Annotated in this window: 22 protein-coding genes and 2 tRNA genes; 9 read left to right on the top strand and 15 right to left on the bottom strand. The window is 46.8% G+C overall.

What is annotated here, in order from left to right; translation table 11 throughout:
• Nucleotides 1-42: 42 nt before the first annotated feature.
• The 6 genes from OGW16_RS03420 to OGW16_RS03395 form a co-directional block, all read right to left on the bottom strand.
• Nucleotides 43-726, bottom strand: a complete 684-nt coding sequence (locus OGW16_RS03420) for a helix-turn-helix domain-containing protein (protein WP_080625381.1) — start codon at nucleotides 724-726, stop codon at nucleotides 43-45.
• A 416-nt stretch (nucleotides 727-1142) separates the two neighbouring features.
• Nucleotides 1143-2174 carry a radical SAM/SPASM domain-containing protein gene (locus OGW16_RS03415; RefSeq protein ID WP_286517886.1) on the bottom strand — a complete coding sequence of 344 codons (1032 nt, stop codon included), beginning with the start codon at nucleotides 2172-2174 and terminating at the stop codon, nucleotides 1143-1145.
• Nucleotides 2175-2385: 211 nt separating this feature from the next.
• A complete protein-coding gene (locus OGW16_RS03410; RefSeq protein ID WP_286517884.1) occupies nucleotides 2386-3999 on the bottom strand; it encodes a bifunctional metallophosphatase/5'-nucleotidase in 1614 nt (537 codons plus the stop codon).
• 21 nt (nucleotides 4000-4020) lie between these two features.
• On the bottom strand, nucleotides 4021-4902 hold the full coding sequence (locus tag OGW16_RS03405; protein ID WP_286517882.1) for a nucleoside-specific channel-forming protein Tsx: 882 nt from the start codon (nucleotides 4900-4902) through the stop codon (nucleotides 4021-4023).
• 70 nt (nucleotides 4903-4972) lie between these two features.
• Nucleotides 4973-6535 carry a bifunctional metallophosphatase/5'-nucleotidase gene (locus OGW16_RS03400; RefSeq protein ID WP_286517880.1) on the bottom strand — a complete coding sequence of 521 codons (1563 nt, stop codon included), beginning with the start codon at nucleotides 6533-6535 and terminating at the stop codon, nucleotides 4973-4975.
• A gap of 184 nt (nucleotides 6536-6719) precedes the next feature.
• A complete protein-coding gene (locus OGW16_RS03395) occupies nucleotides 6720-8276 on the bottom strand; it encodes a bifunctional metallophosphatase/5'-nucleotidase (RefSeq protein ID WP_200000479.1) in 1557 nt (518 codons plus the stop codon).
• A 131-nt stretch (nucleotides 8277-8407) separates the two neighbouring features.
• Here OGW16_RS03395 and OGW16_RS03390 point away from each other — a divergent pair, with 131 nt between their 5' ends.
• Complete coding sequence (locus OGW16_RS03390; RefSeq protein WP_286517876.1) at nucleotides 8408-9523, top strand: cytoplasmic protein; 1116 nt, start codon at nucleotides 8408-8410, stop codon at nucleotides 9521-9523.
• Between the two features lie 160 nt (nucleotides 9524-9683).
• On the opposite strand, the gene OGW16_RS03385 is transcribed toward OGW16_RS03390, so the two are convergent.
• From OGW16_RS03385 to OGW16_RS03375, 3 genes are all read right to left on the bottom strand, one after another.
• Entirely contained in the window at nucleotides 9684-9881 is a 198-nt protein-coding gene (locus OGW16_RS03385) for a hypothetical protein (RefSeq protein ID WP_123914909.1), read from the bottom strand.
• 426 nt (nucleotides 9882-10307) lie between these two features.
• Nucleotides 10308-10383 (bottom strand) — tRNA-Asn (locus tag OGW16_RS03380).
• A gap of 99 nt (nucleotides 10384-10482) precedes the next feature.
• The gene (locus tag OGW16_RS03375; protein WP_226791866.1) at nucleotides 10483-11970 is read right to left on the bottom strand and encodes an EmmdR/YeeO family multidrug/toxin efflux MATE transporter; all 1488 of its coding nucleotides are present in this window, start codon (nucleotides 11968-11970) and stop codon (nucleotides 10483-10485) included.
• Between the two features lie 160 nt (nucleotides 11971-12130).
• Here OGW16_RS03375 and OGW16_RS03370 point away from each other — a divergent pair.
• A tRNA-Asn gene (locus OGW16_RS03370) sits at nucleotides 12131-12206 on the top strand.
• Nucleotides 12207-12303: 97 nt separating this feature from the next.
• Here OGW16_RS03370 and OGW16_RS03365 read toward each other — a convergent pair.
• From OGW16_RS03365 to OGW16_RS03345, 5 genes are read right to left on the bottom strand one after another with little or no spacing between them, the layout of a single operon-like run.
• Nucleotides 12304-13452, bottom strand: a complete 1149-nt coding sequence (locus OGW16_RS03365) for an MFS transporter (protein ID WP_286517873.1) — start codon at nucleotides 13450-13452, stop codon at nucleotides 12304-12306.
• Between the two features lie 17 nt (nucleotides 13453-13469).
• Nucleotides 13470-14189: an HAD family hydrolase gene (locus tag OGW16_RS03360; RefSeq protein ID WP_286517871.1), complete on the bottom strand. Its 720-nt coding sequence runs from the start codon at nucleotides 14187-14189 to the stop codon at nucleotides 13470-13472.
• A 31-nt stretch (nucleotides 14190-14220) separates the two neighbouring features.
• The gene (gene hypF, locus OGW16_RS03355; RefSeq protein ID WP_286517870.1) at nucleotides 14221-16545 is read right to left on the bottom strand and encodes a carbamoyltransferase HypF; all 2325 of its coding nucleotides are present in this window, start codon (nucleotides 16543-16545) and stop codon (nucleotides 14221-14223) included.
• Nucleotides 16520-17557, bottom strand: coding sequence for a hydrogenase expression/formation protein HypE (hypE, locus tag OGW16_RS03350; protein WP_286517867.1), 1038 nt, complete (start codon nucleotides 17555-17557; stop codon nucleotides 16520-16522). The genes hypF and hypE overlap by 26 nt, the downstream gene beginning before the upstream one ends.
• The gene (locus OGW16_RS03345) at nucleotides 17554-18153 is read right to left on the bottom strand and encodes a cysteine hydrolase family protein (RefSeq protein ID WP_227093119.1); all 600 of its coding nucleotides are present in this window, start codon (nucleotides 18151-18153) and stop codon (nucleotides 17554-17556) included. Before OGW16_RS03345 ends, hypE begins: the two co-directional genes overlap by 4 nt.
• A 147-nt stretch (nucleotides 18154-18300) precedes the next feature.
• Here OGW16_RS03345 and OGW16_RS03340 point away from each other — a divergent pair, with 147 nt between their 5' ends.
• Complete coding sequence (locus OGW16_RS03340; protein WP_193144788.1) at nucleotides 18301-19191, top strand: LysR family transcriptional regulator; 891 nt, start codon at nucleotides 18301-18303, stop codon at nucleotides 19189-19191.
• 74 nt (nucleotides 19192-19265) lie between these two features.
• Here OGW16_RS03340 and fhuE read toward each other — a convergent pair whose 3' ends face one another.
• On the bottom strand, nucleotides 19266-21452 hold the full coding sequence (gene fhuE, locus OGW16_RS03335; RefSeq protein WP_286517863.1) for a ferric-rhodotorulic acid/ferric-coprogen receptor FhuE: 2187 nt from the start codon (nucleotides 21450-21452) through the stop codon (nucleotides 19266-19268).
• A gap of 348 nt (nucleotides 21453-21800) precedes the next feature.
• On the opposite strand from fhuE, the gene hinT reads away from it, so the two are divergent.
• The 6 genes from hinT to ycfP are packed head-to-tail and all read left to right on the top strand — an operon-like array spanning nucleotide 21801 to nucleotide 25597.
• Nucleotides 21801-22160, top strand: a complete 360-nt coding sequence (hinT, locus tag OGW16_RS03330) for a purine nucleoside phosphoramidase (protein ID WP_016156204.1) — start codon at nucleotides 21801-21803, stop codon at nucleotides 22158-22160.
• Nucleotides 22161-22162: 2 nt separating this feature from the next.
• Nucleotides 22163-22537: a YcfL family putative periplasmic lipoprotein gene (locus OGW16_RS03325; protein ID WP_286517861.1), complete on the top strand. Its 375-nt coding sequence runs from the start codon at nucleotides 22163-22165 to the stop codon at nucleotides 22535-22537.
• Nucleotides 22538-22550: 13 nt separating this feature from the next.
• Complete coding sequence (gene lpoB / locus OGW16_RS03320; RefSeq protein WP_286517859.1) at nucleotides 22551-23192, top strand: penicillin-binding protein activator LpoB; 642 nt, start codon at nucleotides 22551-22553, stop codon at nucleotides 23190-23192.
• Nucleotides 23173-23997 carry a thiamine kinase gene (thiK, locus tag OGW16_RS03315; protein ID WP_043015975.1) on the top strand — a complete coding sequence of 275 codons (825 nt, stop codon included), beginning with the start codon at nucleotides 23173-23175 and terminating at the stop codon, nucleotides 23995-23997. Before lpoB ends, thiK begins: the two co-directional genes overlap by 20 nt.
• A gap of 10 nt (nucleotides 23998-24007) precedes the next feature.
• Nucleotides 24008-25033, top strand: a complete 1026-nt coding sequence (gene nagZ / locus OGW16_RS03310; protein ID WP_043015976.1) for a beta-N-acetylhexosaminidase — start codon at nucleotides 24008-24010, stop codon at nucleotides 25031-25033.
• Nucleotides 25034-25054: 21 nt separating this feature from the next.
• On the top strand, nucleotides 25055-25597 hold the full coding sequence (gene ycfP / locus OGW16_RS03305; RefSeq protein WP_047412021.1) for an alpha/beta hydrolase YcfP: 543 nt from the start codon (nucleotides 25055-25057) through the stop codon (nucleotides 25595-25597).
• The last annotated feature ends 596 nt before the right edge of the window (nucleotides 25598-26193 follow it).

Here is a 26193-nt window from a genome sequence, read left to right as displayed (position 1 = left end):
AAGACTCTAATGCATTGTTTAACCTGAGCCCCGGTATGATTGTCATTCAGTTTTTGATTTGGAATATAACAGACTGAGTTGTTCGGGAAGGCTGATGACTTCTGATAAAATACCACGTGAAAGATGGATGTAGCCTTCGGTTTTGAGTATTGCCAGGATCCGCATTATCCCGCTGCGCGAGAGAAATGAGTGATTCATGATATAATTGGCAGCGGTAATATTGTTCCTGATGGACTCAGGCTCATCTATTAACTCAAGAAGGTGAATGCGTATAATCTCATAGGAAGATAGTTGTGATACTGCCAGACAATGAGAGTAGACTTTAGCCGCAGAATAATCTTGCAGTGCAGCAAATGACTTCCAGAGGTTTAATCTGTCGACTATTTCGTATAATTCAGTCTGTGGAATAAGCAGCAGTGTCGATGTTTCTTTTGCTTTGGCATAAAGATGGCGTGAATAGGATAACTGAATGTTAGCGCCAAAGATAAATGGTGCATTTTCTGAGTTGAGCACCATTCCGTCACTGATTCTACAAAGAGATATACTGCCCTTAAGTAAAATTACGCAATACCGCTCATTGTTTTGAGTCAGGCTAATGTGTCGTCTTTTAATGATACTAATTGTGTTACCACGGTGACCAATTGCTTGAAGTAAAATCTCTATATCTTTCGTGGGTTTAACTAATTTTATTAATACGTCATCCTTGACGCGATTTCTGCTGTTCATTGGTTTTCCCTTTTTAAAATAATGCTGTGACGTAGTGTTGTATTAAATGTATGAAACGTGATTTTAAAAATAAGTCCAAAGATAGACAAATTTAATCTTGCAAGATTTTTTTCGATAGACTAAATTTCATCCGGGTAATGCACGTGGTTTAAATAGGATGAGTTAATGTAACGCGTTATTTGATTGTTGGCAATTATATTTAAATATATTTGGTGATGGTTTCTAATTGATCGAGAGAATAAATTATATAGCAAAGCCCATTCATTAGGTGAGTGAATGGGCTTTGCTATATAATTAAATTCAATTTTTTATTGAGCAAAAGTGAGTGTTCTATGAACAGAGTATAGAATGCCAGATTATCCCAGTATCTCCAGCCTGAGTTCCTGTTCATCCATCAGCCCGTACTGAGAGGCTTGTCAGGTCAAATACTGACGAATATCAGAAGGCGCATAGTTTTGCTCCCATAACGCCCTCATCATCAACATATAGGGTTCAACATAAGTAAAAAAAGCCTGATAACTTTCACAAAAATAATTAAGTTGCGGAACACCGCATCGGGAAAGTGCTACGCGATCTTTTGCACAACCGCCGTGACAGACGAATTCTACTTTGCAACTCGCACATTCTTCTACCAGTGTCGGTTTGGATGATTCTACTCTCTGATTCATCGAGTTTTGCTGCATCGCGGTTGCAATAGGTTGATTGCTGTCACGCATAAAATATTTCGAATTAACAACGCGATCGCAATGATAATTATCATCGTTTATTTTCAGCGCTAACGCGCTATCATCACATGAAGCATAAACACATGTTGGCACAGATAACCCGCACCACGCAGCAAACGCATGCTCAAAGATGGAGATTTTAATCGTACCGATATCCAGACGTACCCAGGTATAAAAGATCGTTTTCAAAAAAATTCCCAGTGCGGCTGGCCCAAGGCTTTGCGCATCCACACCGCCTTGTACAAGCGGTCTAAGTAAGGGAATAAACTGCATATGGCGGCTACCCAGACTTTTTAAATAATGGTAGATGCGCAGCGGATGGTGGCTATTTTCGGTGTTAACGACCGTCAGTGTGCTAAATTCAATATCATATTTTTGCAATAATCTCGCAGCGTTTTCAACCTGATAGTTTGTTGATTTACCGGAAATCGTATCGCAGTCATTGTCATGTAATGCAACATCGCTATCCACTGAAATGCAAATCATAAACTGGTTTTTCTTGAAGAACTCACACCATTCATCATCTAAAAGAATTCCGTTGGTTTGAAATGTATTAATAATATTTTTACTTTGCGCATATTGCTGTTGTAGCTCTATGACTCGTTCAAAGAAATGAAGTCCGCCAGGCATTGATTCACCGTCCTGCCAGGTAAAAACCACATCACTCGCTTCCTCAGTATCAATTTTTCGACGAATAAATAGCTGAAGTGTCGTACCATCCATACAGTACGTATTGCATTCTGGGGAGTGTTCCGTGTTATTAATGCAAAAGCAACTCTTACAATGTAAATGACATAATGGACTTGAGTTTTTCATCATTACATGGCAACTTTTCATTATCGATTACCCTCATAAAAATATTATGCTATTTGCTTTGTAATATGTGAGGAACAGGTGATGCCATCTATAAAATAAACAGCATCACCTGGATTGTTTATTTTTTACTCACTTCAACACGCATTTCGTTAATTTCGTGGGGATCGATTTTGTGCCCCGATTTCAGATAATCAATCACGACATCAGACATATTATTCCCGGCGCGGACTTGTACATTTTTCCCTTCTTTAAATGCCAGAAAGCCATCGCCTCCCAAAGCAAGGAAGGTCGTGGTCGCAACATGGTAAGTCTGCGTATCTTCAATCGCTTTGCCATTGATTGTGAACGATACTATGCGCTGCCCGACCGGATTCTGCGGCATGTAACGCACTTCAGCACCTTTTGACATTTGCAGTATGCCATTGGTGAGAGATGCCCCATGTTCCATGAGATTGCGCAGCTCCTTACCGCTAAGATCCATCTCAGTAAGCTCATTCTTAAAGGGGAAAGTACTGGTAATGTCACCAAAGGTAATGGGACCCGCGTTGAGATCAGCACGTAAACTACCGGAGTTAATCAGTGCGATCTGTGCATCCGGTGCAGCGACGAGCATTGCATCTGTAAATAAGTTGCCTAGTTGCGATGATTCGCCATAGGCACGGGTTAACATGATCGGGGATTCACCGACTGGCTGACGCACAATATCCGCGAGTTTTTTATTCCAGCCATCGATAACTTTTTGTGTTGTTGGATCAGGTTTCCACTCATCAGCAAAAATTGTTTTCAGCTCGAAGCTTTTTACTTTTTTTGTATTCGCCCCTGGTTCAACATCAAGTATCAATTTACCTACATCGATACCACCACTGTCAGTAGAAAGGATTAGCGTATTCCCCACTTTGATAGGTTCCGGTGTTCCAACATGAGCGTGTCCGGTGATGAGAATATCAAGCCCTTTAACCTGACTAGCGGTCTGAATATCTTTATCCAGTGCACGTCTAACGTCCGTACTACCGATACTGGACTGACGAGCCGGAACGCCTTCGTGAACGAGCGCAACGGTGACGTCAACTTTACCCCGCAACTCATCCAGATAATGCTGCAGATATTTCACCTCATCGCGAGCTTCGATTCCCTGGTTCTTGAGGGCAGCTGCTGATTTATCAAAGCGGTTACTTTTATCATTATCGAGCCCCTGGATCGAGAGTTCTGAAATGGTGTCATTGAATGCATACACACCGTGCAACCCAATAACGCCAATTTTTACGCCATCCTTTTCCAGGATGGTATACGGTTTGTTCCAGAATGGTATCTCGCTGTCCTTGTGGAATACATTCCCCAACAGAACAGGGAATTTTGCTTTGCTCAACTGCCGCAAGAGATTATCCCAACCATGGTCGAATTCATGATTACCTATTGATACTGCATCAAAGGGCATAGTATTCATGATGTCAATGATGGCCTGACCCTTAGTCAGACTGCTGATATACGGCCCGGTAAAATAGTCACCGGCGTCAAAATAAAATGTGGCTTTGTTTTTGGATTTTTCCTGCTTGACTAAAGTGCTTATATTAGCGAATCCACCAATTTCACGTTTACCGTCTGCTACATAGGGGACTTTATAAGTATCAACATGAGCATGGAGATCATTGGTATAAATAATGGTGACATCTTTGGCGCAGGCCCAGAATGGCAATGTCAACAGAATACCTGCTGTAATCGTTTTTACCTTCATAGTTAATTCCTTGCAGATTGTTTAAAAAGCGTAACCAACAGTTAAATAGTATGCCCACCCCGTTGAGTCTATAGAGGTGATGTCTCCGTCGCTGTTTAATGCTTTACTACCTTCTTCAAATTGTCCACCATGATAGAAATAACGCAGGGTGGCGCCAAAGTTCCAGTGAGGATAAACCAGACTGAGTACATTTGTTGCAACTATTGAGCTATCTGTTCGGGAGTAAAATTGCTGCTCGCCACCTGATTTTTCTTTTAGGTCTGAACCAAAGTCAAAGTTGGTAAAACCGACGTAATTTAGGTTTCCACCAAATAATGTGGTGATAGGAATGACATATTTTACTTTAAAGCGATAACCATCCCATTCGTTTTCGTTGGCTGCATTGTAATTGTTTCCTTGATATTTGGCATAGATATTTGCAGATAACGTCATCGGTAGTCCCGTTTCAATATCTGTCCCTATCCCCATATACCATGTGCTCTGACGTTGTCCCTCATTGGTTCCTGCATCATAGATATAGTTGTGGGCAAAATACCATTCTTTAAATGGACCAAAGCTTAGGTCGACCCCCGTTAATTTGTCGATGCTAAAGCGTGGTTCTATCTCCATAAAAAACGGAGAACCGTTGTCCCAAATACCGATATCATTATCATTGCCTATACCAAAAAACTTAGGTAAGTCAGCGTAGCCATAGAAATCAAACCAATCCACATGTGCCCATGCACGATACTCGGGATATAAGTCGGCTCTTTTTAGTGGCCCAAAACGAGTGGAGTTGCTCCCAACTATATTAATACTTTGATGCCACCAGTCTGATACATATTCATTATTCTCTGAGGCTGCCATTGTTAGCGTAGGGAAAAGCATAAATGCGCCGGATAATATTTGTGTTATTTTTTGCATACGTAGGGGTACCTTCCGCAGAGATTTGTTAATAAAGATGGTTCATGTAATGGAAAATATATTCGTGAACCTATTTTGCCGTGCTTACATCGACTACTCTCATTTCAAGTTCGGGTTTCAAAGGATTATGAGTCTTGACATAATCAATGATTGACTCAGCAGAGGTAGTACTATTGATCGTTTTGATATTGGTTCCTTTTAAGAACGCTTCAAATCCATCTCCACCCGTCGCGCAAAATGAGTGTGTAACAACCCGATATGTTTTGGTTGGATCCACAGGTTTATTATTAATAGTGAAACTTATGATTCGCTCACCCAAAGGTTTTTTACTGTCATACTCAACATGAATGCTTTTTGAAACTTGCAAAACCCCATTAGTAAGATTAGTTGCGTGGATCATTAAATTGATAAGATCCTTACCGGTGAGATCCATTTCAACAAGTTCGTTATTAAATGGGAAGGTAGTAATTACATCACCATATCGTAAATTTCCTTGTGGTAAATCAGCACGCAATCCTCCACTATTCTGTAATCCCACGACAGCGTCCGGCGCCTTGGCCATCATGGCGTCAATAACTAAATTACCAACAGGTGATGATTCACCATAAGAGCGGGTGAAGGGGGCGGTTGTTGACCCAATGATTTGATCGGTGATATTTTTCAGCTTAGCATTCCATTCATCAATCTTGGCTTGAACTATAGGGTCTGGTTTATATTCGTCTGCAAATACAGTGATTAATTTACCGTCATAGCCGTCAATTTTTTTAGTCTGCGGGTTAAAATCCAATACTAATTTACCGATATCAGTACCATACGCATCTGTGGAAACAATGAGCGTGTCATTGACTTTAATTGGCTCAGGTGTGCCCACATGAGCATGTCCTGTAATTAACACATCAATACCCTCAAATTTCTTTGCGGTATCGATATCGGCTTGCAACATTCTGGCTACGTCTTTATTGCCATAACTTGATTGACGTGCTGGCGTACCTTCATGGATAAGCAGCACAGTGATATCCACTTTACCTTTTAATGCATCAAGCCCTTTTTGAATATAAGGTGCTTCATCACGGGCCTCTGAACCCGCATATGCCTTAGCGGCAACGGTGTCATAAAACGCAAATTTTTGATGTATACCAATTACGCCAATTTTTATGCCATCTTTTTCGATAATCGTCCAGGGTTTGTTCCAGACGGGTTTGTCACTGTTAGTATAAAAAACGTTACCCAGCAAAACCGGAAATTTTGCTTTTGCTAACTGCTTAACCATATTATCAACGCCATGGTCAAATTCGTGGTTCCCCACGGATACAGCATCAAACGGCATGGTATTCATGATGTCGATAATTGCTTCACCTTTCGTCAAGGTGCTTATATAGGGGCCGGTGAAATAATCTCCGGCGTCGAAGAAAAATACATCTTTGTTTCTTTTCTTCGCATCATTAACGATGGTGGCTATATTCGCAAAACCTCCTACCAGACGTTCTTTATCGACGGCCGGAATTTTCCCTGGAGATACATGAGCATGTAAATCGTTAGTGTAATAGATCGTCACATCCTTTGCGTTAACTGATGCGGCTAATGTTGCGGACAGGCACAATGTAATAAAATTAAGCTTTGTTCTTATCTTCATAGCCAAACCCTTTCAGCTTTATGAGTAATTATTATATTTCAATCAAGATCTCATGCAGATGTTTGCATGTTTTTATTACTTTTCAGTAATGCTTCCATATTCGACTTTAAAGATAAGAAATAGCCAATAAAGCCGAATATTTTCAACTAATGACACCGATTAGAACTTATTAAGGTAATAATATTTATTTTTTCACGTCAGCAACGCGCATACCGTTAAGTTGTTCATCGGTGATGGTGTTACCTGCTTTAAAGTAATCGATCACTGCGTTGTAAACGTAATACCCACCTGTTGTGTTACGCGCTTTACCCTCGGTAAATGTGGTGAAGCCGTCACCACCATCAGCAAGGAAGTTTTGGGTAGCAATGTGATAAACCGTCGCATCTTCAACTGCCTTACCATTAAGTGTAAGTTCCAGGACCCGTTGTCCTACGGGTTTACTGCTGTCGTATTTCATTTCCAGGCCTTTTGAGACCTGCAACACGCCATTACTTAAACTTGCGCCATGTTCCATCAGACTACGTAATTGTTTACCGGTAAGATCCATCGTGACCAGTTCGTTAGGGAATGGGAATGTACTAATGACACCGCCCATCGTAATCGCGCCAGACGGGATCTCACTGCGGATACCGCCAGAGTTGGTTAAGGCCAACTGTGCGTTTTTACCCGCAGCGGCCAGCAAAGCATCCGCAGCCAGGTTGCCCAGCGAAGCTGATTCACCATATGCACGTGTTAATTCAACCGGCGACTGCGCCACCGTCTGTCCTACCACTTCGTCAAGTTTCTTATTCCAGCGGTCAATCACCTGCTTTGTTTGCGGATCGGGCTTCCACTCATCTGCGTAAATGGTTTTAAGTTCGAAATTTTTCATCGTAAAACTATGTGGCTTATCTTTGTAGTCCAGTACCAGTTTCCCTACATCGATACCACCGCTGTCTGTCGAGAGGATCAGCGTATTGCCTACTTTAATGGGTTCCGGCGTACCGACATGCGCATGCCCGGTAATCAGAATATCCAGACCTTTCACCTGGCTTGCCGTCTGAATATCCTTATCCAGCGCACGACGTACATCGGTACTTCCTATACTGGACTGACGGGCAGGCGTGCCTTCATGAACCAGTAATACGGTCAAATCCACTTTATCCTTAAGTTCATCAATATAACGCTGTAACCATTTAATCTCATCCCGTGCTTCAATACCTTCGCGCATTGCAGCAGAAACGGTATCATTGAAGGCAAATACGCCGTGCAAACCTATAACGCCAATTTTCACGCCATCTTTTTCAATAATGGTGTATGGCTTATCCCAAAACGCTTTATCACTGTTCTGATAAAAAATATTGCCCTGCACAATAGGGAAGTTCGCCTGGCTTAGCTGGAGTAACGTATTATCCCAGCCATCATCAAATTCATGATTGCCCATGGTGACAGCATCAAACGGCATGGTATTCATAATATCAATGATCGCCTTGCCCTTCGTTAAGCTGCTGATATAAGGACCGGTAAAATAGTCACCTGCATCAAAAAACCATGTGGCTTTGTTTTTGCTTTTCTCTTTTTTTACCAAAGTGGTGATATTCGCCCAGCCGCCGATATCACGCTTACCATCAGCAATCCACGGCACTTTATAAGGTTCCACATGTGCATGGAGATCGTTGGTATAAATAATGGTGACATCTTTGGCACAGGCCCAGAATGGTAATGTCAACAAAATACCCGCAGCAATCACTTTTAATTTCATAAACTGTTCCTCTATTCACATTTATTTGGGGTATTTTACATTCCGAAAGACATTGATATGTGCGTCTGTTCACACAATTAAATCGAGGTTATAGTTCAAAATCAGCGACCGTTGGAAATCGTTGGTGGCTCATGTCGACTTTATTTACAATTAATACCTGCAAGACGTTTGGGTGTCGCAATTTAGGGTTAGCTACATCTGAAGATTACAGCTGGCCAAACTATAGGTTGGGTTATCCGGCATTGCACTGTCGGGCATGTGGGAGTTATCCCCCACTATTTGAAGCACAACAATTTAATGAATGGGTGACTGTTTACTTAAGCGCATACGCCTCTGAAAGTGGCCATTTTTGTCCCGTATGTTATGGCAAGAAAACTATTTGTTATGGTTATAATCCGCAAGGAACACAGCGCGTTCAGTGCTGCGCCTGCAAAAAAGTCTGGACACCTAAGCGGCAATTACGAAGAGAAGTAATATCACCAGAACGGATTGAAACGGTTCCTTTAATTGTACCGTTCCAGGGGGCGGAAGCAGATCAGAAACTCTATGTCCTGCTCAGTTTCGATGCTATCCGAGGTAATATTCTTCATCTATCTACTAATTTTACTCAGCACCCGGTCGGGGAAACCTTACGTTATCTCTGGAGAGGCAATATCGAGCCTGATTTGGATCGCAGTGATATCGTAAAACACGTTGATATGCGTGAGATGCAGTTTTTACAACGCAGTCAGTTCGATGAGATTCAGTATGGAAGTGCGGTACTCAAACGTAACGTCAATGGTTCTATTCTGCGTCCGGTTATATCAGCTCATGGGCATTTTCGGCTGTTGAAGACCCTCTTTCCTGAGATAAAGACACATGTTATTTCTCACGAATGTTTTCTTCGCGGAGCGGTTATTACTGTTTGGGCAGAACTGTTTCGCCAACAACAAGCTGAGCTTTGGTTTATAGAGGAGGATATAAGTGACAGTGATACGAATACCCCCTGGTATTTTCAGGGCAAAACGCGGCATGGCTGGTGGCAAAGTCAGTGGTCGCTTTGGATACAGGAAAAAAACCGTAAGATGGTTTGCCCATTAACCGGCGGGGATGGCAAAAATGCCAGGACAATTTCTTTAACGGCCAGTCGGCGCTATATTCGCTGGCTATACAAACAAACTAATTTTACTCGCAGTACCCAATTATCCGCAGGAAGCGTAACGCAAATACTAATTTACCTCGCGCATGAATATAACGGTAAACTATAATAGTGGCTCCTGATGATGAGTCTCGGGTAAATCTTCCCGGTCATGATGTTATGACCTCCTTTTTTGATTGATATCATAAAGGGTTCATGTAGGTACATGAACCCTTGAAATATATGTAATTTAATCAATTACTCGTGCTTTTTAAAAATACATCTCTTTATCAATTTACAGTAATTGAGGCTGTAGTGATTAATGAAGACAGTTCTGTTTCGGCAAATAATCTTGCACGATAACCCTCTCCAGGGTATTGAGGTGCACCATCAGAATCACTCATGTCGAATTCAAAAATGACATTACCGAGGATGTCAATTTTGAAAAAACGACGACCGTACCACGGTATATCTTCATTGCTACCCATATAGATGTAATCATTGTGAATTCTTAACAAAATAGCATTTATCGATCGATTCGTGAGTAATGATATCTGTGTGTTATTGATGTTGATAATTCTATTTATTAGTGGAATGCATAAGAGGAGCTAGCGGGAGAGGGCGTAATCCATTAACAAAACGGCTACCGGGTTTCAGTGGGGAACGCAGATAATCTCGTACGCCACATTATCTGTGGCTGGATGAATACGGATACTCGTCTGGCGCAATTCGGGATTCTTGTTGATTACGCGATAGTTGAGATACTGAAGGCGTGCACCCAACTGGGCGACTGTAGTCCATGAAAATCAGGAAGATTTTTCACGCTAACTTATTGAAACCTGATGATATCAGTATTCATAAGTAAGTCTGAAAGCAAAAAGCCTGCTTAGTTTCCTAAGCAGGCTTCTTAAATTTGGCTCCTCTGACTGGACTCGAACCAGTGACATACGGATTAACAGTCCGCCGTTCTACCGACTGAACTACAGAGGAATCGTGTGAACGAGGCGAATATTAGCGATGCCACTCAGCGTTGTCAAAGCCTGAATCGCTAAATTCGATCGTTTGCCGAAATATTCCTCATTTCGCCGATTATTCAGGCGCAACAGGTTGTTTTATGCACTTTTCCCGTTCGGGACGCGGGTATTTCCACAGCCAACGGCCTGTGACCATACGCCAGTAAAATAACGCCGCGCGCACAGCCCAATCGAAGAACATCCCTAACCAGACACCGACTACGCCCCATCCTAAAACGATCCCCAGGGTGTAGCCCACTACGACGCGACAGCCCCACATGCCCAACATTGATACCCACATAGCGAAACGTGCATCGCGAGCACCTTTAAAGCCAGCCGGTAATACCCAGGAAGCCGCCCATATCGGCATAAATGCCGCATTGAGCCAAATCAGAATGACAATGACCTCTTTTACATCCTGATCCTGGGTATAAAACGCGGCCATCACGCCAGCAAAAGGGGCGGTTAGCCAGGCGATGGCGGTTAAGCCTATCGTCGACAGCCAGAAAACATGGCGTAACTGGATTTCAGCCTGGGCAATCTGGCCATTTCCCAAACGCCTGCCGGTAATGATTGTCGACGCGGAACCTAAAGCATTCCCCGGGAGGTTGATGAGCGCAGCGATAGAAAATGCAATGAAGTTTCCGGCAATTACGCTGGTGCCCATGCCTGAAACAAACATCTGCGTTAACAGTTTACCGCCATTAAACAGTACCGACTCGATGCTTGCCGGAATACCGATCCCCATAACCTCCCAGATGATGGCGAGATTGAGGGGTTTAAAATAGCTTTTGAAGGGAATACGTAGCGCCGGATTAAAACCAATCATCAGTACCCAAATAATGGCGATTGCACCGATGTAGCGTGAAATGGTTAGCCCGAGTCCGGCCCCCACGAATCCCAACCCTTGCCAGGAAAAGATCCCGTAGATCAGGATGCTGCTGATGATGATATTCAGAATGTTCATGCCGCCGTTAATCAACAGCGGTATTTTGGTATTTCCGGCTCCGCGTAGTGCACCGCTACCGATCAACGCAATGGCTGCCGCCGGGTAGCTGAGCACAGTTAGCTCCAGATAGGTAAGCGCCAAAGCCTTAACGTCTGGCGTTGCTTCACCTGCGACAACGTCAATAATCTGTTGACCAAAATAATGAATGACCGCGGCCAGCACGGTAGCAAAAATTGTCATGATCACCAGCGATTGTCTGGCCGCGGCTCTGGCCCGTCGACGATCCCGTTTTCCCAGACTAAATGCTACAACCACCGTGGTACCCAGATCGATGGCGGCGAAAAATGCCATGATGACCATGTTGAAACTGTCGGCGAGGCCGACCCCAGCCATTGCTTCTTTTCCCAACCAGCTCACCAAGAAGGTACTCAAGACCCCCATCAACAGCACACAGGTGTTTTCCAGAAAAATAGGGACAGCAAGCGGGGTGATTTCGCGCCAAAAGAGAACCTTATAACTCTTGCGTTTGGCATACCAGGGCGTACGGGAAGCGACCTGGCGTAAGGCAGCGGAGACGTTCAAAGTGGACCTTAAAGAAGAAAGTTGAAACCTCATTTCAAATGATGAGGGAGAATCCAAAAAGCTGCAAAGTTTTTTCCATTTAAAATGTCTGTAAATGCAACAAACTGTCGAGAGAAGCATCAATTGATACGCATTCATAGAAATGGGGTTTGACAAAAAAATTTTCGCCGCTAAGATAAGCCTCCACAACGATTCCTCTGTAGTTCAGTCGGTAGAACGGCGGACTGTTAATCCGTATGTCACTGGTTCGAGTCCAGTCAGAGGAGCCATATTTAAGAAGCCCGCTTAAGGAAACTTAAGCGGGCTTTTTGTTATCAATGCATTAGGCGATATCAGGCTTGCCGATGGCTTCCCATCCAGCTTGCCTCAGGTTTCGCAGGACTTTACCCGAACCAGAGGGGCAAGCAGCGTAATCCCCCCCAGCATGGCGGCCATCCCAGCATATACGGCAGGAAAACCCGTCAGTTCAGCAACCAAACCGACAGGAGCAGGTGCCAGCAGCGTACCCAGATAGCCAATGGTAGTAACGATACTCATTCCTGTATTGGTTGATATATCAGGCTGGTTTCCGGCCGCGGAAAAAGCAATTGGTACCAGATTGGCGATGCCGATACCGGCAATAGCGAAACCAACGGTAGCCTGCCAGGGATGATTTGCCACCGCTGCTGCCAGCAGTCCGATTCCAGCCAGCAGACTGGATGTGCGCATCACGAGAATGGCATCGAAACGATTGCGAATGGAATCTCCCAAAAAGCGAAAAATTGCCATGGTTCCCGCGAAGCAGGCAAAGGCAAGACTTGCCGTTTCAGTAGTTGCATTAAGGTTTTTCAGTAAATAACGTGACGACCAGTCAACGACCGCACATTCCGGGATCATGGCCAGCAGAGCAACAACACCGATAACGTAGATAATGTACGAATGATGCGGCTGTTTTTCTTTAATTGAACGCTTAATTCTTATTGATTCGTCTTTGATGACATGTGGGCATACAGACAATGTTATCGCTAACGAAATCGTGCTAATCAAAAACAGGTGCGTCAGAAAACCAAACTGCTTAACTAGATAGCCTCCTATCAGACCAGAAGTGAAAAGCCCAATGCTCCAGAAGCAGTGACAAGAAGATAACACTGTGCGTGACAAGGCTTTCTCGACGGCTACTGCATTCGAATTCATCGCAACGTTCATTGCCCCAATCATGGCACCAAGAAAAAAGAGTATCGGTGTTAACAGGTAGATATCAGGTGCGAATCCCACAGGAATAAGAGCAACTGAGGCTGCGATGGAAAAAATACGCACTATGCGTCGTGAGCCGTATTTTTCCATTGCCATGCCGGATAGCGGCATCATAAATAATGCACCCAGTCCGAAAATAAGTATCAAATGGCCTATTACTTTATCCGTAATGTGAAAACGTGAAACCAGTTGGGCAATTTGCACTGCCCAGGCTCCGGTAACAAATCCATTAACAGAAAATAATGTTGTAACAGCCCAGCGTCCTTTTTGCGCGACTTTCATTAATGGCCCTTTGAACTCTATTCTGTTTCCTGAGATGCGTCTTTTTTATCGATGATCAAAACATGCCCCGGGCAAAATGAAATTGCGATATTTCCATCCAATCGCGATATGACCTCAACACCGGTAAAGTCTGAAATAACAAGCCGGGCTCCACAGGAAATCAGTTCAGCGCTACCGATCCCGACGCAAAAAGCTCCTGCGGCAACAGCGGAGGTGACGCCACTTTTGGAATCCTCAAAGACGATTGTTTTCTCTGCGGGAATAGCAAGACGTTTGGCTGCCAGAAGATAAGGGTCAGGGAAAGGTTTCCCTTGGGTGACGTCATCGCGCTCAACAATAACGGAAATGCAAGACTGAACATGCAGCATCGCTGTCACTCGGTCGATTTTCTCACGCCAACCGCTGGTTACAATGCCAACCTGAATACCTGCGGCATCCAGTACGGTAATAAGTTCTGCGACTCCGGGGATAGGATTGTAAGACGCAGTATTTTCAACATGAATAATATGAGCCTGAACTTTTTGCTGGTCAACGAGCGGCAGGTCACTAAAAAGCGCACGAATAGTGTGCGGGCCAGGCTGTCCGTGAATATGTTTGATAATTTCCTGTTCCGATATTGTCTTACCATACATTGCAGCCGCTTCACGCCAGCCTCTTTCAATCACTTCATTTGAATCAATAAGCACACCGTCCATATCAAATAATACGGCAGTAGCTCTCGGGAGGGTATTACACATATTCTATTTCCTAATTATAAATAAGATGCGATTAGCTTAGGCTGGATGCAACGACAATTTGACCTAAAGAGATGCCACCATCATTAGTGGGGACGAGTTGATGACAGTAAACTTTGAGTCCAGCTGCTTGCAGTCGGTCTAGGGTATTGTTGAGTAGAAACTCATTACAAAAGACTCCTCCGCTCAGTACAACTTGCTGTGTCCTGGCAAGTGCAGATAAACGGATAGAGACTGCGGTAATAATCTCCACGATAGTTGAATGAAAGCGCCGGCTTAATTCAGATAAATCGAGGGAGTGTGCTGTTAATTCTGTAATCAGCTCATGAATCATCGGGCGATAATCCACCTCGAGATGGTCTTCTGACTGCACAATCGAGAAGGCGAAAGGATGCGACATATGAAAATCGCTATATAATAACGCTTCTAATTCAATGGCGGCCTGCGCTTCGTATTCAATATGCGTACAAATGCCCAGTAATGCGGAGATGCCATCGAAGAGCCGGCCGATACTGCTGGTTACTGGTGTATTAATCTTTCGGATAGCCATTTTTGCGAAAACGTTTCGCTGGTCTGCAGACAATGTCAGCAGACCAGGAATTGAAAGCTCAGGAATGTGTTCCCCGTAAATTTCCGTTAATAACGAAATGGCTATTCGGATGGGCTCTTTAACCGCGCTATCACCGCCTGGTAGGCCGATATGACGAAGGTGTGCGGCACGTTTAACGCTTCTGGTATCTCCTACAAGAAATTCGCCACCCCAGATAGTGCCATCAACGCCGTACCCTGTACCGTCGAATACAACGCCAATCGTTTTTCCACTGAGTCCGTTTTCAGCCATGCACGAGGCCATGTGTGCATGGTGATGCTGCACCTGAATAACCCGCAGTTGCGATTGCTCCAGTGCACGACGCGTCGAGCGAAATGCCGGATGGAGATCACAGGCCACAACCTTTGGCTCAATATCAAGAAGCTTTTGCAGATGATTAACGCACGAAAGGTGTGATGCAAACGTAAGATCATTTTTGAGATCGCCGATGTGCTGGCTCATAAACATCTTATTACCCTTCGCGATACTCACAGTTGTTTTTAGTTCTGCGCCAAGAGCGATGATCGGAGCAACCCTGGAAGAAAGGTGTACAGGATAGGGGGCATAACCTCGTGAGCGCCGAAGGAATGAAAGATTATTGCCATGAGCCATAACGCGGACAACGGAATCATCGACACGAGTGTGGATATCACGATCGTTAAGAATAAAATAGTCCGCGATTTCACCCAACTGCGCAATCGCGCTCGTGTTATCAAATACGATAGGATGGCCTGAGAGATTACCACTGGTCATTACCAGAGCTGGCATTGTGCTATCTTCTAGTAGTAAATACTGGAGTGGTGTTGATGGAAGCATGACACCAATACTGGGGTTATGCGGAGCGATGATTTCCGGCAGTGTGTTTTTGCGTTTACGCAGTAATACGATTGGGCGTTCACTGCTTTCCAGAAGTTTTTTTTCCTGCGAGCTGACACTGGCGATACGTGCGGCATGATTTGCATCTCTTACCATAATGGCAAAAGCTTTTGCATCTCTGCGCTTGCGCGTTCTCAGTTGCGAAACGGCATTTTCATTATTCGCATCCACAACCAGATGAAAACCGCCAAGGCTTTTCATCGCAATAATCGCGCCTTCTTTTAGCCTTGCCAGGACAAATTTGACGATATCGTTTGTGATTATCGTTTCGCCGTTGCGAGACCTTAGGTCTAGTTTGGGTCCGCATTCTGGACAAGCATTGGGTTGCGCGTGATAACGGCGATTATTGATGTCATCATACTCATGCTGACAGGCCGGACACATTGCAAAGGCTTGCATTGTTGTTTGAGAACGATCATAAGGCATCGCCTGGATAATTGAATATCGCGGCCCGCAGTTGGTGCAATTAATAAAAGCGTACCGATACCTCGGGTTTCGCGGGTCAGACATTTCATCAAGGCAATCCTGACAGACGTTTGAATCCGGTGGGATGATAGTATCCATTCGCGTCAACTGACGGCTTTTACGGATACTAAACTCTGCGTATTGTTGAACCGAATTTTCTCGCGGTACTTCCACAATACCATTGATACGGGCCATTGGTGGCGGATTAGATACCAGTTCATCAATGAGTTGTGCGATATGTATCGACGTGGCCTGAAGCTCCAGCAATACGCCTTCGGAATCATTAAGTATCCAGCCTGTGGCTTCAAAGCTGCGAGCCAGCCGATGGACTAAAGGACGGAATCCGACTCCCTGGACGATACCGCAAATGCGGTAACGCCGGGTTTCCACGGCGTCGCATTGCTTAGCAGAGTCGTGGCAATTCTGCACCGTAGGGCTCCTCTATTGTTGATACGGTTCCATCCTGTTCAAGCATGCTGACTTTGGCTTGTGGGAAAGTTAATACCTCGCCAATAATCGCGGCCTTTTGCCCAAGCGGGTGCGCCTGTAAGAGTCTGAGCACTTCTTCTGCGCTATCCGATTCTACAAACAAGCAAAGACACCCCTCGTTAGCAAGATTGATGACGTCAACGCCCAGCATGCTTGCCGCCATCGCCGTTTCTGGCTGGATCGGCAAAGATTGTCTCTCGCAACGCATTTCATGTTTTGCTGCGCGCGCATGTTCATGAAGCACCGCAGAGAGACCGCCGCGAGTGACATCCCTCATCGAGGTGATTTTCCCGGCAGGAACGGTATCGAGAAGTTGGCGAATCATCATGTTGAGTGGAGCGCAGTCACTAAGGATATTTCGTTCAAATCCCAGGCCTTCGCGCAGGGATAGCAGGTGAATAGAGTGATTCCCAATATAGCCACTCAGTATTATTTTTTGCCCTGGACGAACGTTTTTAATTGAAACTGGGGAATGTTCAAGAACGCCAACACCCGCTGTGTTAATGAACAGACGATCGGCCTCTCCCTTGCCAACAACTTTGGTGTCCCCGGCAACGATTTTGACGTCGGCCGCAACGGCCGTATCACGGACCGATTCAATAACAGTGACAAGTTCGGATATGGGCATGCCGTCCTCAATAATAAGACTCAGCGTTAGATACAGCGGACGTGCACCACTCACAGCAAGATCGTTGACGGTACCGCATACCGCAATTTTACCGATATCCCCATTACCAAAGATGAGCGGTGTGACAACGAAAGAGTCGGTAGTAAATGCAATTTGTCGCGACGGTAGGTCGAGCAAGGCACTGTCTTCCATGGTCCCCAGATAGGTATCGCCGAGAATTTCCGCAATTAGCTCGACCAGTTCCCGACTAAGGCGAGCGCCTGTGCCATGGTCCAGAACAACGGTATCTGTCTGTTCCAGTGCCTGTATTGATAGATTTTTCATGCGGATGTCCTTTCGTTGCGCTCAGGAAGATCGCCATGTTTTGCCAACAGCGATAAAATCTCAGTCGAAGGAGCAACGGTAGCGCAGTAGCTGGCAAGCCACCCTAAGGCGCGAGTGGTATCATCCGTAGAAGGAGCAAAAACGCAATCCTCTGGCACCCACACGTTGTATCCACGGAAAAAAGCATCTGCGGCGGTGGTTTGAACGCAGACATGCGTTTGCAAACCGGTCACGATAACCGTTTTGATGGCTAAATTTTGCAGCGTTTCATCGAGGTTATTGTTAAAGAAACCACTGTCTCTTCCTTTCACTACGATGAGGTCAGAAGGGTGGAAAATACTGTCGATTATTTGGTTTTCTGGCCGCCCGGCCAAAGCAGGAATTCCGGCAGCGCGATTTTTATAGCGGCGCTGTACTGCGGGGTCGTCAGGATCGTTTATTAACTGCAAATGGATGACAGCCTGGTTTTGATTTCTGACACCATCAAGAAATTGATTAAATGCCGTTAGTTTTTGTTCTAATTCCTGAGCCGAGCGGGTAATTTTATACGTAAACTCATATTGCAAATCATTTGTTAGCACGGCTACATTTGGCATACTTATATTCCATTGTAATTAAATATTTATTAAGAGGGCTTTTTTACAGTTTCCTACTGGTCAGTTATGTTTCTTTATTGCCATACCTTGCTATCATGAGCCTGTTATAGGTATTTGTATAATTCCATTTTTTTCAGGGTTCAATAAATGAAAGGAATAGATATAAAACTACTTCGTGCATTTGTTACATTGGCGATGAAAGGAAGTTACAGCAATGCTGCAAAAGCTCTCTTCCTGACGCAACCAGCACTATCGAAGCAGATACAGACGCTGGAACATTTGACAGGTGGCGATCTTTTTTTGCGCGGACGGCATGGCGCAAGTTTAACTGTATTTGGGCAGCAGCTTTTTTCTAAAGCCAATGAGCTTTTACAATCTCATATTGAATTTCTGAACTATGCGAGAGATATTAATTCAAAAAATCGTGAAAAGTTATTTATGGGTTTTGGAATTTCGACATTTCAGCAAGTTCCTAAATGGATAAAACAATTTCATCAGCAAGTACCTGAGTGTGAAATTGTTATTAATCATCTTCCTTCCAGTGTCCAGATGAAAATGCTGTTGGAGGGACGACTGCATATAGGTTTTGTGCGGATGCCTGTAAGTAAAGGCCTGGCTTCATATATTCTTTATGAAGAAACGCTGGCGCTTGCTATGCCGAAGAATAGCGATTTAAATAAGATGAATATTCAGGCTGCACTATCGGCATATCCATTACTTCAACTCGATCCGTCTACCAACCCTTGCCTTGCTGAGCAAACTGCACACTTTCTCCAAAGTAACCAACTGAAGGCTGTTCCGGTGTCCGCTACGGATGATATGACATCACTACTGGCATTAATTGCTGGTGGTAATGGCGTCGCCTTTTTACCCGCAAGTGTTCGTACTTTTTTTCCCGCCAATGTTAACTTATTAATGCCTGTGGAGAGGCAAATACGCTGGGATATTGGTGTGGTGTGGAACCCTAAAATAAAAAGTCATCGTCGGGATGAATTTTTGCGCCTGGTTGTGGCAGGTGATACCCCTGTCGTGGCGTAAAAAAGGGGCGTTTTGGCCGCAATGTCTATATACCGCTCCACCTGATGGGCAGGTGGAGCGTGATGTGTTTAGAATCAGAACTGATAGCTGGCGGTAACGCTGACGTTGCGCGGCTCACCATAGACAATAGAACCGTCGACATTGGTGTCGTAGGTTTTATCGAACAGGTTATTGAGGTTACCCTGCACAGAGAAGTTTTTTGTTACCTGATAGCGGGTGAACAAATCTACCAGGGCATAGCTTCCTTGTTCCGCGCGGAGTGTGCCATAAGGCGTGACCGTATCGCTGTAAACGCGATTCTGCCAGTTAACTCCTCCGCCGACGGTCAGTTCCGGCATAGCCGGCAGGCGATAACGGGTGAACAGTTTGACCGTGGTACGCGGCAGGTTTGGGTTCACCGCATTGCCTTCGTTGTCTTCAGCAACATAGCGTGTCGCGCCAAACGTCATCTGCCAGTTATCGGTGATCGCACCGTTAACTTCGAATTCGACCCCTTTGCTGACTGTACCATCCATTGCTTTATAGGCCGTGTCGCCATTGCTACCGGCGATTGGCGCACCGGTTGATTGCGCCACGTTATCCTGTTCAATGCGGAACACCGCGAGGGTGGTGGTTAAACGGCTATTCATCCAGTCGGACTTCAGGCCAAGCTCATAGTTGTTGCCGGTAATCGGGGAGAGATATTTGCCGGAACTGTCGCGCTTGTTCTGCGGTTGGAAGATTGAGGTATAGCTGGCGTAGGTAGACCAGTTATCGTCAATATCATATACCAGGCCCGCATATGGCGTGGTGTGGTTTTGCTCCATGCTGTAGGTCAGGGTGTCGATACGCCAGTTGGTATAACGCGCGCCGACGATCAAATGCAGTGGGTCGGCCAGCGAAATACGCGTTGCGGCGTAGAGCGATTTCATGTGCGTGGTATCGTCCTGAGCCAATGACTGCGGGTTCCAGTTGGTTTCCGGGAAGTTACCATCGAAGGTATAGAAACTGCCGATTTCATTGGGGAAGACGTTCGCCCACGAACTTTCATAACGGTTATTCTGTTTACTGTAGCTGCCGCCAAGCATCAGGTTATGCTGACGACCAAACAGGTCGTAACCGCCGTCGGCAAACAGATCGACGGCATCCACTTTACGTTTACCGCTGTTCCAGCCGGTTCCGCCGACGTAGTCATAGCCCGGACCATAGCTGCCATACGGGCCAACCAGGGTGCCGTCGGCCTTGTTGACATAGGCATCAACGTACATCATTTTACTGTCGAACTTGACCTCGGAGTGGGTGGCGTTCATGGTCGCCTGCCAGGTATCGGCAAAACGTTGTTTGACGGTGACAAACACTTTATTGAAGTCTTTATCGTTGTACGCCCAGTCCGGCGCAGTGCTGCGCGAGCGGTCGTAGCTGTTTTTACTGCCATCGGTATTCCAGCGCGGCAATCCACCCCAGGTTGGGCTGTTGATATCAATGCGCTGGTATTCATAACCTGCAGACAGACTGGTGGTGTCGCCCAGATCGGCATCGACAATCCCGGAGAAGAACATTTTTTCGCTGTTGTAGCGATCAAGCCAGGAATCGTTATTCTGGTAGCCCGCCACGATGCGACCGCGCACGTTGCCGTCTGCAGTGAGCGGGCTTTGCAGATCGGTCACATAGCGTTGTTTATTCCAACTGCCATATTCCGCAGAAACATTACCGGTGAACTCGCGGCTGGTGGCATGCTTTCGGATCATGTTAATGGAGGCGGAGGGGTTACCCGTTCCGGTCATCAGCCCGTTTGCGCCACGGACCACTTCGACACGCTCGAAGAGGGCCGTGTCGGAAAGAGCGTCACCGAGATTCCAGCGGGATTCGAAATAGGTCGGGATCCCATCCACCATGTAGTTATCAATCTGAAATCCGCGAGAGTAGTAGCTGCTGCGATCTGAATCTGCCTGGCTTTTACTTATCCCCAACGTGTTATCCATCACATCGCCCAGCGTTTGCAACTGCTGATCTTCCATGCGCTGTTGGCTGACGATGCTGACCGACTGCGGAATATCGCGCTGCGTCATCTGCATTTTGGTGCCAGCGGTCGTCGATTTAACGCTGTAATCCTGCTCTTCGCTGGATACGGCTGGAGCAGAACCCTCCACGATCACGGTTTCTTCAGAAGGGGCTGCGAGGCTGGTGGAGGGCAATAGCGCTAACGTGATGCAGGCTGCCAGTAAAGAAGGGGCAACCCCCGGCTGGCGTTGAACATTCCCGTTGAGTGTTGTGAAAGACATCGAAAAGTCCTTGATAATTATTAATATTAAGTTCGAATCACCGGTAGTGTGATGAACCCTTTGGTTGTAAATTATTAAGTGCGCATGTAAATACAAATGCGAAATATACGCATTAACATTCAATGTGTAAACAGATGCTACGCGATAAATGAAATATTGTTTCAGTACTATGCTTAAGCGATAGCGATGGGAAATGGTTATAAGAACAGCAGCGGCAAAGGATTTTGCTTAAATAATCGAGGGTTAAAGTTGAAAGAGCGTGAGTAACTCGCTCATACTCTATACTCGCAGAGTTACCCGGCGTAGCATGGCATAACGCTTGGGCTGTTAATGAAAAAGGAAAACGTCGTGGCAGAAGAAACTATATTCAGCAAAATTATCCGTCGTGAAATTCCGTCGGATATCGTGTACCAGGATGAACTGGTCACCGCGTTTCGTGATATTTCCCCTCAGGCACCTACGCATATTCTGATCATTCCAAACGTCCTGATCCCGACCGTCAACGATGTGACGGCGGAACACGAGCAGGCGCTGGGGCGCATGATCACCGTTGCGGCGAAAATCGCCGAGCAGGAAGGTATTGCTGCAGATGGGTACCGTCTAATCATGAATACCAATCGTCATGGCGGTCAGGAGGTGTATCACATTCATATGCACCTGTTGGGTGGCCGTGCGCTCGGTCCAATGCTTGCGCATAAAGGTCTGTAAGCATGACCAGAGGATGCATTGCACTTTCACTGAGCTTGCTGCTACTGGCTGGCTGTCGGACACATCCTGAAATTCCGGTAAGTGATGAACAGTCGCTGGTGATGGAATCAACGATTCTGGCGGCGGGCATTACAGCAGAACAGCCGATGTTAACCACGTCTGATATTCAGGCCTCGGCATCCTCTCGACTCTATAACGAAAGACAAGAACCCGTTACCGTTCATTATCGGTTTTACTGGTATGACGCCAGAGGGCTGGAAATGCACCCTCTGGAAGCGCCACGCAGCATGACTATCCCGGCTCATTCGTCGGTGATGCTGTACGGCAGCGCCAATTTTCTGGGGGCGCACAAGGTTAGACTTTATCTTTATTTGTAAGGGGTGAATCTTGATGATCAAAATGAATCGCTACGCACTGATTGCCGCGCTGGCGATGTTTCTTTCTGGCTGTGTGGTGCAACGTGAACCCGCACCGGTAGAGGAAGCGAAGCCGGTGCCGGAACAACCCGCGCAGCCGCAACAGCCGGTACCGGTTGTACCAACGGTGCCAACCATACCGCAGCAGCCGGGTCCGATTGAGCATGAGGACCAAACGGCGCAGCCGACGCCACGTCAACGCCACTATGACTGGAACGGGGCTATGCAGCCGATGGTCGGCAAAATGCTGCAGGCTGACGGCGTCAAAGCGGGAGGCGTTCTGCTGGTTGATAGCGTCAATAACCGCACCAACGGCTCGTTGAATAGCGGTGAAGCCACCGAGACCTTGCGTAACGCGCTGGCGAATAACGGTAAGTTTACTCTGGTTTCTGCCCAGCAACTGGCTGTCGCCAAGCAGCAGTTAGGTTTGTCGCCGAACGATAGCTTGGGAACGCGCAGCAAAGCGATTGGGATCGCCCGCAACGTTGGCGCACAGTATGTGCTCTATTCCAGCGCTTCCGGCAACGTCAATTCGCCTGCGCTGCAAATGCAATTAATGCTGGTACAAACTGGCGAGATAATCTGGTCAGGTAAAGGTGCCGTTCAGCAACAATAACCGATTGACGCGCGACGAAGTCTTGTCGCGCTATTTCCCACAGTATCATCCCGTCGCAGCCAGCCAGAGCGGCCTGAGCGGCGGGAGCTGCATCATCGAACATCATACTCACCGCTTAGTGCTGCGTCGTCATCACGACCCTGATTCGCCGGAATCGCATTTCTTACGCCATTATCATGCGTTAAAACATCTGCCAGAAAGTCTTGCGCCGCGCCCTCGCTTTTATACGCGTGGGTGGATGGCGGTCGACTTTTTACACGGCCAGGTAGAATCCAGATTACCGGACGCCGACGAACTCGCTGGCTTATTGTATCATCTGCACCAGCAACCCCGATTGGGCTGGCGAATCAGTCTGCTGCCGTTACTTGAGCAGTACTGGCAGTGTGGCGATCCGGCGCGTCGTACGCCATGTTGGTTACGTGCGCTGAAGCGGCTACGGAAACGCGGTGAGCCTCGACCTTTGCGTCTGGGGCCGCTGCATATGGATGTCCACGGTGACAACATCGTACGTACATCCTCAGGGCTGCGGCTGATTGACTGGGAATATGCTGGTGACGGTGATATCGCCCTGGAGCTGGCGGCGGTATGGGTCAGTGATGAATCCCAGCACCAGCGGCTGGTTAACGCCTACGCTCAGCGATCGCACATTGAGCAAAACGCGCTGTGGCGACAGGTCAGACGATGGCGGCCCTGGGTAATGATGCTAAAGGCGGGGTGGTTTGAGTATCGCTGGCGACAAACCGGCGATCGACAATTTATCAGGCTGGCCGATGAAACCTGGCGGCAGCTAACAATGAAAGGATAAGGAGAGCAGTGTGGGCCCAGTAATGTTGGATGTCGAAGGGTATGAGCTGGACGCTGAAGAGCGTGAGATTCTGGCGCATCCGCTGGTAGGTGGGTTGATTCTCTTTACCCGAAATTATCATGACCCGGAACAGTTACGTGAGTTAGTGCGCCAGATCCGCGCGTCATCGCGCAATCATCTGGTCGTGGCGGTAGATCAGGAAGGCGGGCGCGTACAGCGTTTTCGTGAAGGATTTACGCGTTTGCCAGCGGCCCAATCCTTTGCCGCGCTGCACGGTCTGGAAGAGGGCGGCAAACTGGCTCAGGACGCCGGATGGTTAATGGCCAGCGAAATGATCGCCATGGACATCGATATCAGCTTTGCGCCGGTACTGGATGTGGGGCATATCAGCGCGGCAATTGGCGAGCGCTCTTACCATGCCGATCCGCTGAAAGCGCTGGCTATGGCGACCCGCTTCATTGACGGTATGCACGCTGCTGGCATGAAAACCACCGGTAAACATTTCCCCGGACATGGGGCGGTGACGGCGGATTCACACAAAGAAACGCCAACCGATCCACGCTCAGAAGCTGACATTCGGGCGAAAGATATGTCCGTGTTCCAGACGTTGATTACTGAAAACAAACTCGATGCCATTATGCCTGCGCACGTCATCTACAGTGACGTGGATCCACGTCCGGCGAGCGGCTCGCCGCACTGGCTGAAAACGGTATTACGTCAGGAGCTTGGCTTCGATGGCGTCATTTTCTCCGACGATTTGTCGATGGAAGGGGCGGCGATTATGGGAAGCTATGCGGAGCGCGGTCAGGCATCGCTGGATGCCGGTTGCGATATGATCCTGGTCTGCAATAATCGTAAGGGAGCGGTCAGTGTGTTAGATAATCTGTCGCCGATCAATGCAGAACGTGTTACACGTTTGTATCATAAAGGTTCATTTTCACGTCAGGAACTGATGGACTCTGCACGCTGGAAGACGGTAAGCGCCCAGCTCAACCAGCTTCATGAGCGCTGGCAGGAAGAGAAAGCAGGTCATTAACGCAAGTTTGGCGAGGATGCGATGATTATCTATTTACACGGTTTTGACTCTAACAGCCCGGGCAACCATGAAAAGGTGTTGCAACTGCAGTTCATCGACCCGGATGTCAGGCTGATTAGCTATAGTACGCGGCATCCTAAACATGATATGCAGCATCTGCTGAAAGAAGTGGACAAAATGCTGCAGCTTAATGTGGACGACCGTCCGCTGATTTGTGGCGTGGGGCTCGGGGGATATTGGGCTGAACGCATTGGTTTTCTGTGTGATATTCGTCAGGTCGTGTTTAATCCTAACCTGTTCCCGTATGAGAACATGGAAGGAAAAATTGACCGGCCTGAAGAGTATGCAGATATCGCGACAAAATGCGTGACCAATTTCCGCGAAAAGAATCGCGATCGCTGCCTGGTGATCCTGTCACGTCATGATGAAGCGCTCAATAGCCAGCGTGCGTCAGAAGAGCTGCATCATTATTACGAGATAGTCTGGGATGAAGAACAGACGCACAAGTTTAAGAATATCTCGCCGCATTTGCAGCGAATCAAAGCGTTCAAGACGTTAGGTTAATCCTTATTGAGCTTTTAAAAAAACAGCCGCCAGGCTAATGCTCGTCAGTTACGAACGTATGGTGAACATGTGATTCCGGCTGAGGGTTCCGTTCACCTCAGCGGTGTCATTTCTCTGAAGCGCAGATACCTGTGAACGTGCAAGGGAGGCTCACCGCCGCCTCCCTTGCAACCCAGGCTCCCGGCGGGAAAATCGTCGCTGCGCGAGTTATTCGTCTTATGCCGTCTGCCTGTTGGGTCGGGGTCGAGCCTGCGTCCATGCAGGCCGTCCCCTCTGTCCGCATCCCTGCGGACAGCCCCGGTCAGCCGTCAACGCCTCATCGATTTTCAGCCGGACCGGGGTCATCGCTTCAACGCACTGACTTCCAGTTAAATCTTTTTTGCTGTTCAAATATATTCAAATAAAATTGCAGGAGGTCAGGTGTGGCTGGTCCGGCTGAAAATTGCCGACGTGTTTCCGTAAGGCCGGGAGAGCCAGCATGGATGCTGGCTCAGGGCGCGCTTTGCAAGGACGCTTCCTCGCGCCCGGCCCGGTAGCCTGGAGGAATAAGCGGAGGGTATTGCGCAGCAACAATTTTCCTGCCGGGAGCCGGGATT

Origin of the sequence: Citrobacter sp. Ce104 (assembly GCF_030334595.1) — a bacterium.
Classification (GTDB): Bacteria; Pseudomonadota; Gammaproteobacteria; order Enterobacterales; family Enterobacteriaceae; genus Citrobacter; species Citrobacter europaeus.
The sequence above is the reverse complement of the archived record's forward strand: the minus strand, read 5'-3'. Positions and strand labels throughout refer to the sequence as shown.

Bases quoted from the DNA above. Each gene is read 5' to 3' on its own strand.
- OGW16_RS03420 (WP_080625381.1), bottom strand. From the start codon at position 726: ATGAACAGCAGAAATCGCGTCAAGGATGACGTATTAATAAAATTAGTT.
- OGW16_RS03415 (WP_286517886.1), bottom strand. From the start codon at position 2,174: ATGGATGGTACGACACTTCAGCTATTTATTCGTCGAAAAATTGATACT.
- OGW16_RS03410 (WP_286517884.1), bottom strand. From the start codon at position 3,999: ATGAAGGTAAAAACGATTACAGCAGGTATTCTGTTGACATTGCCATTC.
- OGW16_RS03405 (WP_286517882.1), bottom strand. From the start codon at position 4,902: ATGCAAAAAATAACACAAATATTATCCGGCGCATTTATGCTTTTCCCT.
- OGW16_RS03400 (WP_286517880.1), bottom strand. From the start codon at position 6,535: ATGAAGATAAGAACAAAGCTTAATTTTATTACATTGTGCCTGTCCGCA.
- OGW16_RS03395 (WP_200000479.1), bottom strand. From the start codon at position 8,276: ATGAAATTAAAAGTGATTGCTGCGGGTATTTTGTTGACATTACCATTC.
- OGW16_RS03390 (WP_286517876.1), top strand. From the start codon at position 8,408: ATGTCGACTTTATTTACAATTAATACCTGCAAGACGTTTGGGTGTCGC.
- OGW16_RS03385 (WP_123914909.1), bottom strand. From the start codon at position 9,881: ATGGGTAGCAATGAAGATATACCGTGGTACGGTCGTCGTTTTTTCAAA.
- OGW16_RS03375 (WP_226791866.1), bottom strand. From the start codon at position 11,970: ATGAGGTTTCAACTTTCTTCTTTAAGGTCCACTTTGAACGTCTCCGCT.
- OGW16_RS03365 (WP_286517873.1), bottom strand. From the start codon at position 13,452: ATGAAAGTCGCGCAAAAAGGACGCTGGGCTGTTACAACATTATTTTCT.
- OGW16_RS03360 (WP_286517871.1), bottom strand. From the start codon at position 14,189: ATGTGTAATACCCTCCCGAGAGCTACTGCCGTATTATTTGATATGGAC.
- hypE (WP_286517867.1), bottom strand. From the start codon at position 17,557: ATGAAAAATCTATCAATACAGGCACTGGAACAGACAGATACCGTTGTT.
- OGW16_RS03345 (WP_227093119.1), bottom strand. From the start codon at position 18,153: ATGCCAAATGTAGCCGTGCTAACAAATGATTTGCAATATGAGTTTACG.
- OGW16_RS03340 (WP_193144788.1), top strand. From the start codon at position 18,301: ATGAAAGGAATAGATATAAAACTACTTCGTGCATTTGTTACATTGGCG.
- fhuE (WP_286517863.1), bottom strand. From the start codon at position 21,452: ATGTCTTTCACAACACTCAACGGGAATGTTCAACGCCAGCCGGGGGTT.
- OGW16_RS03325 (WP_286517861.1), top strand. From the start codon at position 22,163: ATGACCAGAGGATGCATTGCACTTTCACTGAGCTTGCTGCTACTGGCT.
- lpoB (WP_286517859.1), top strand. From the start codon at position 22,551: ATGATCAAAATGAATCGCTACGCACTGATTGCCGCGCTGGCGATGTTT.
- ycfP (WP_047412021.1), top strand. From the start codon at position 25,055: ATGATTATCTATTTACACGGTTTTGACTCTAACAGCCCGGGCAACCAT.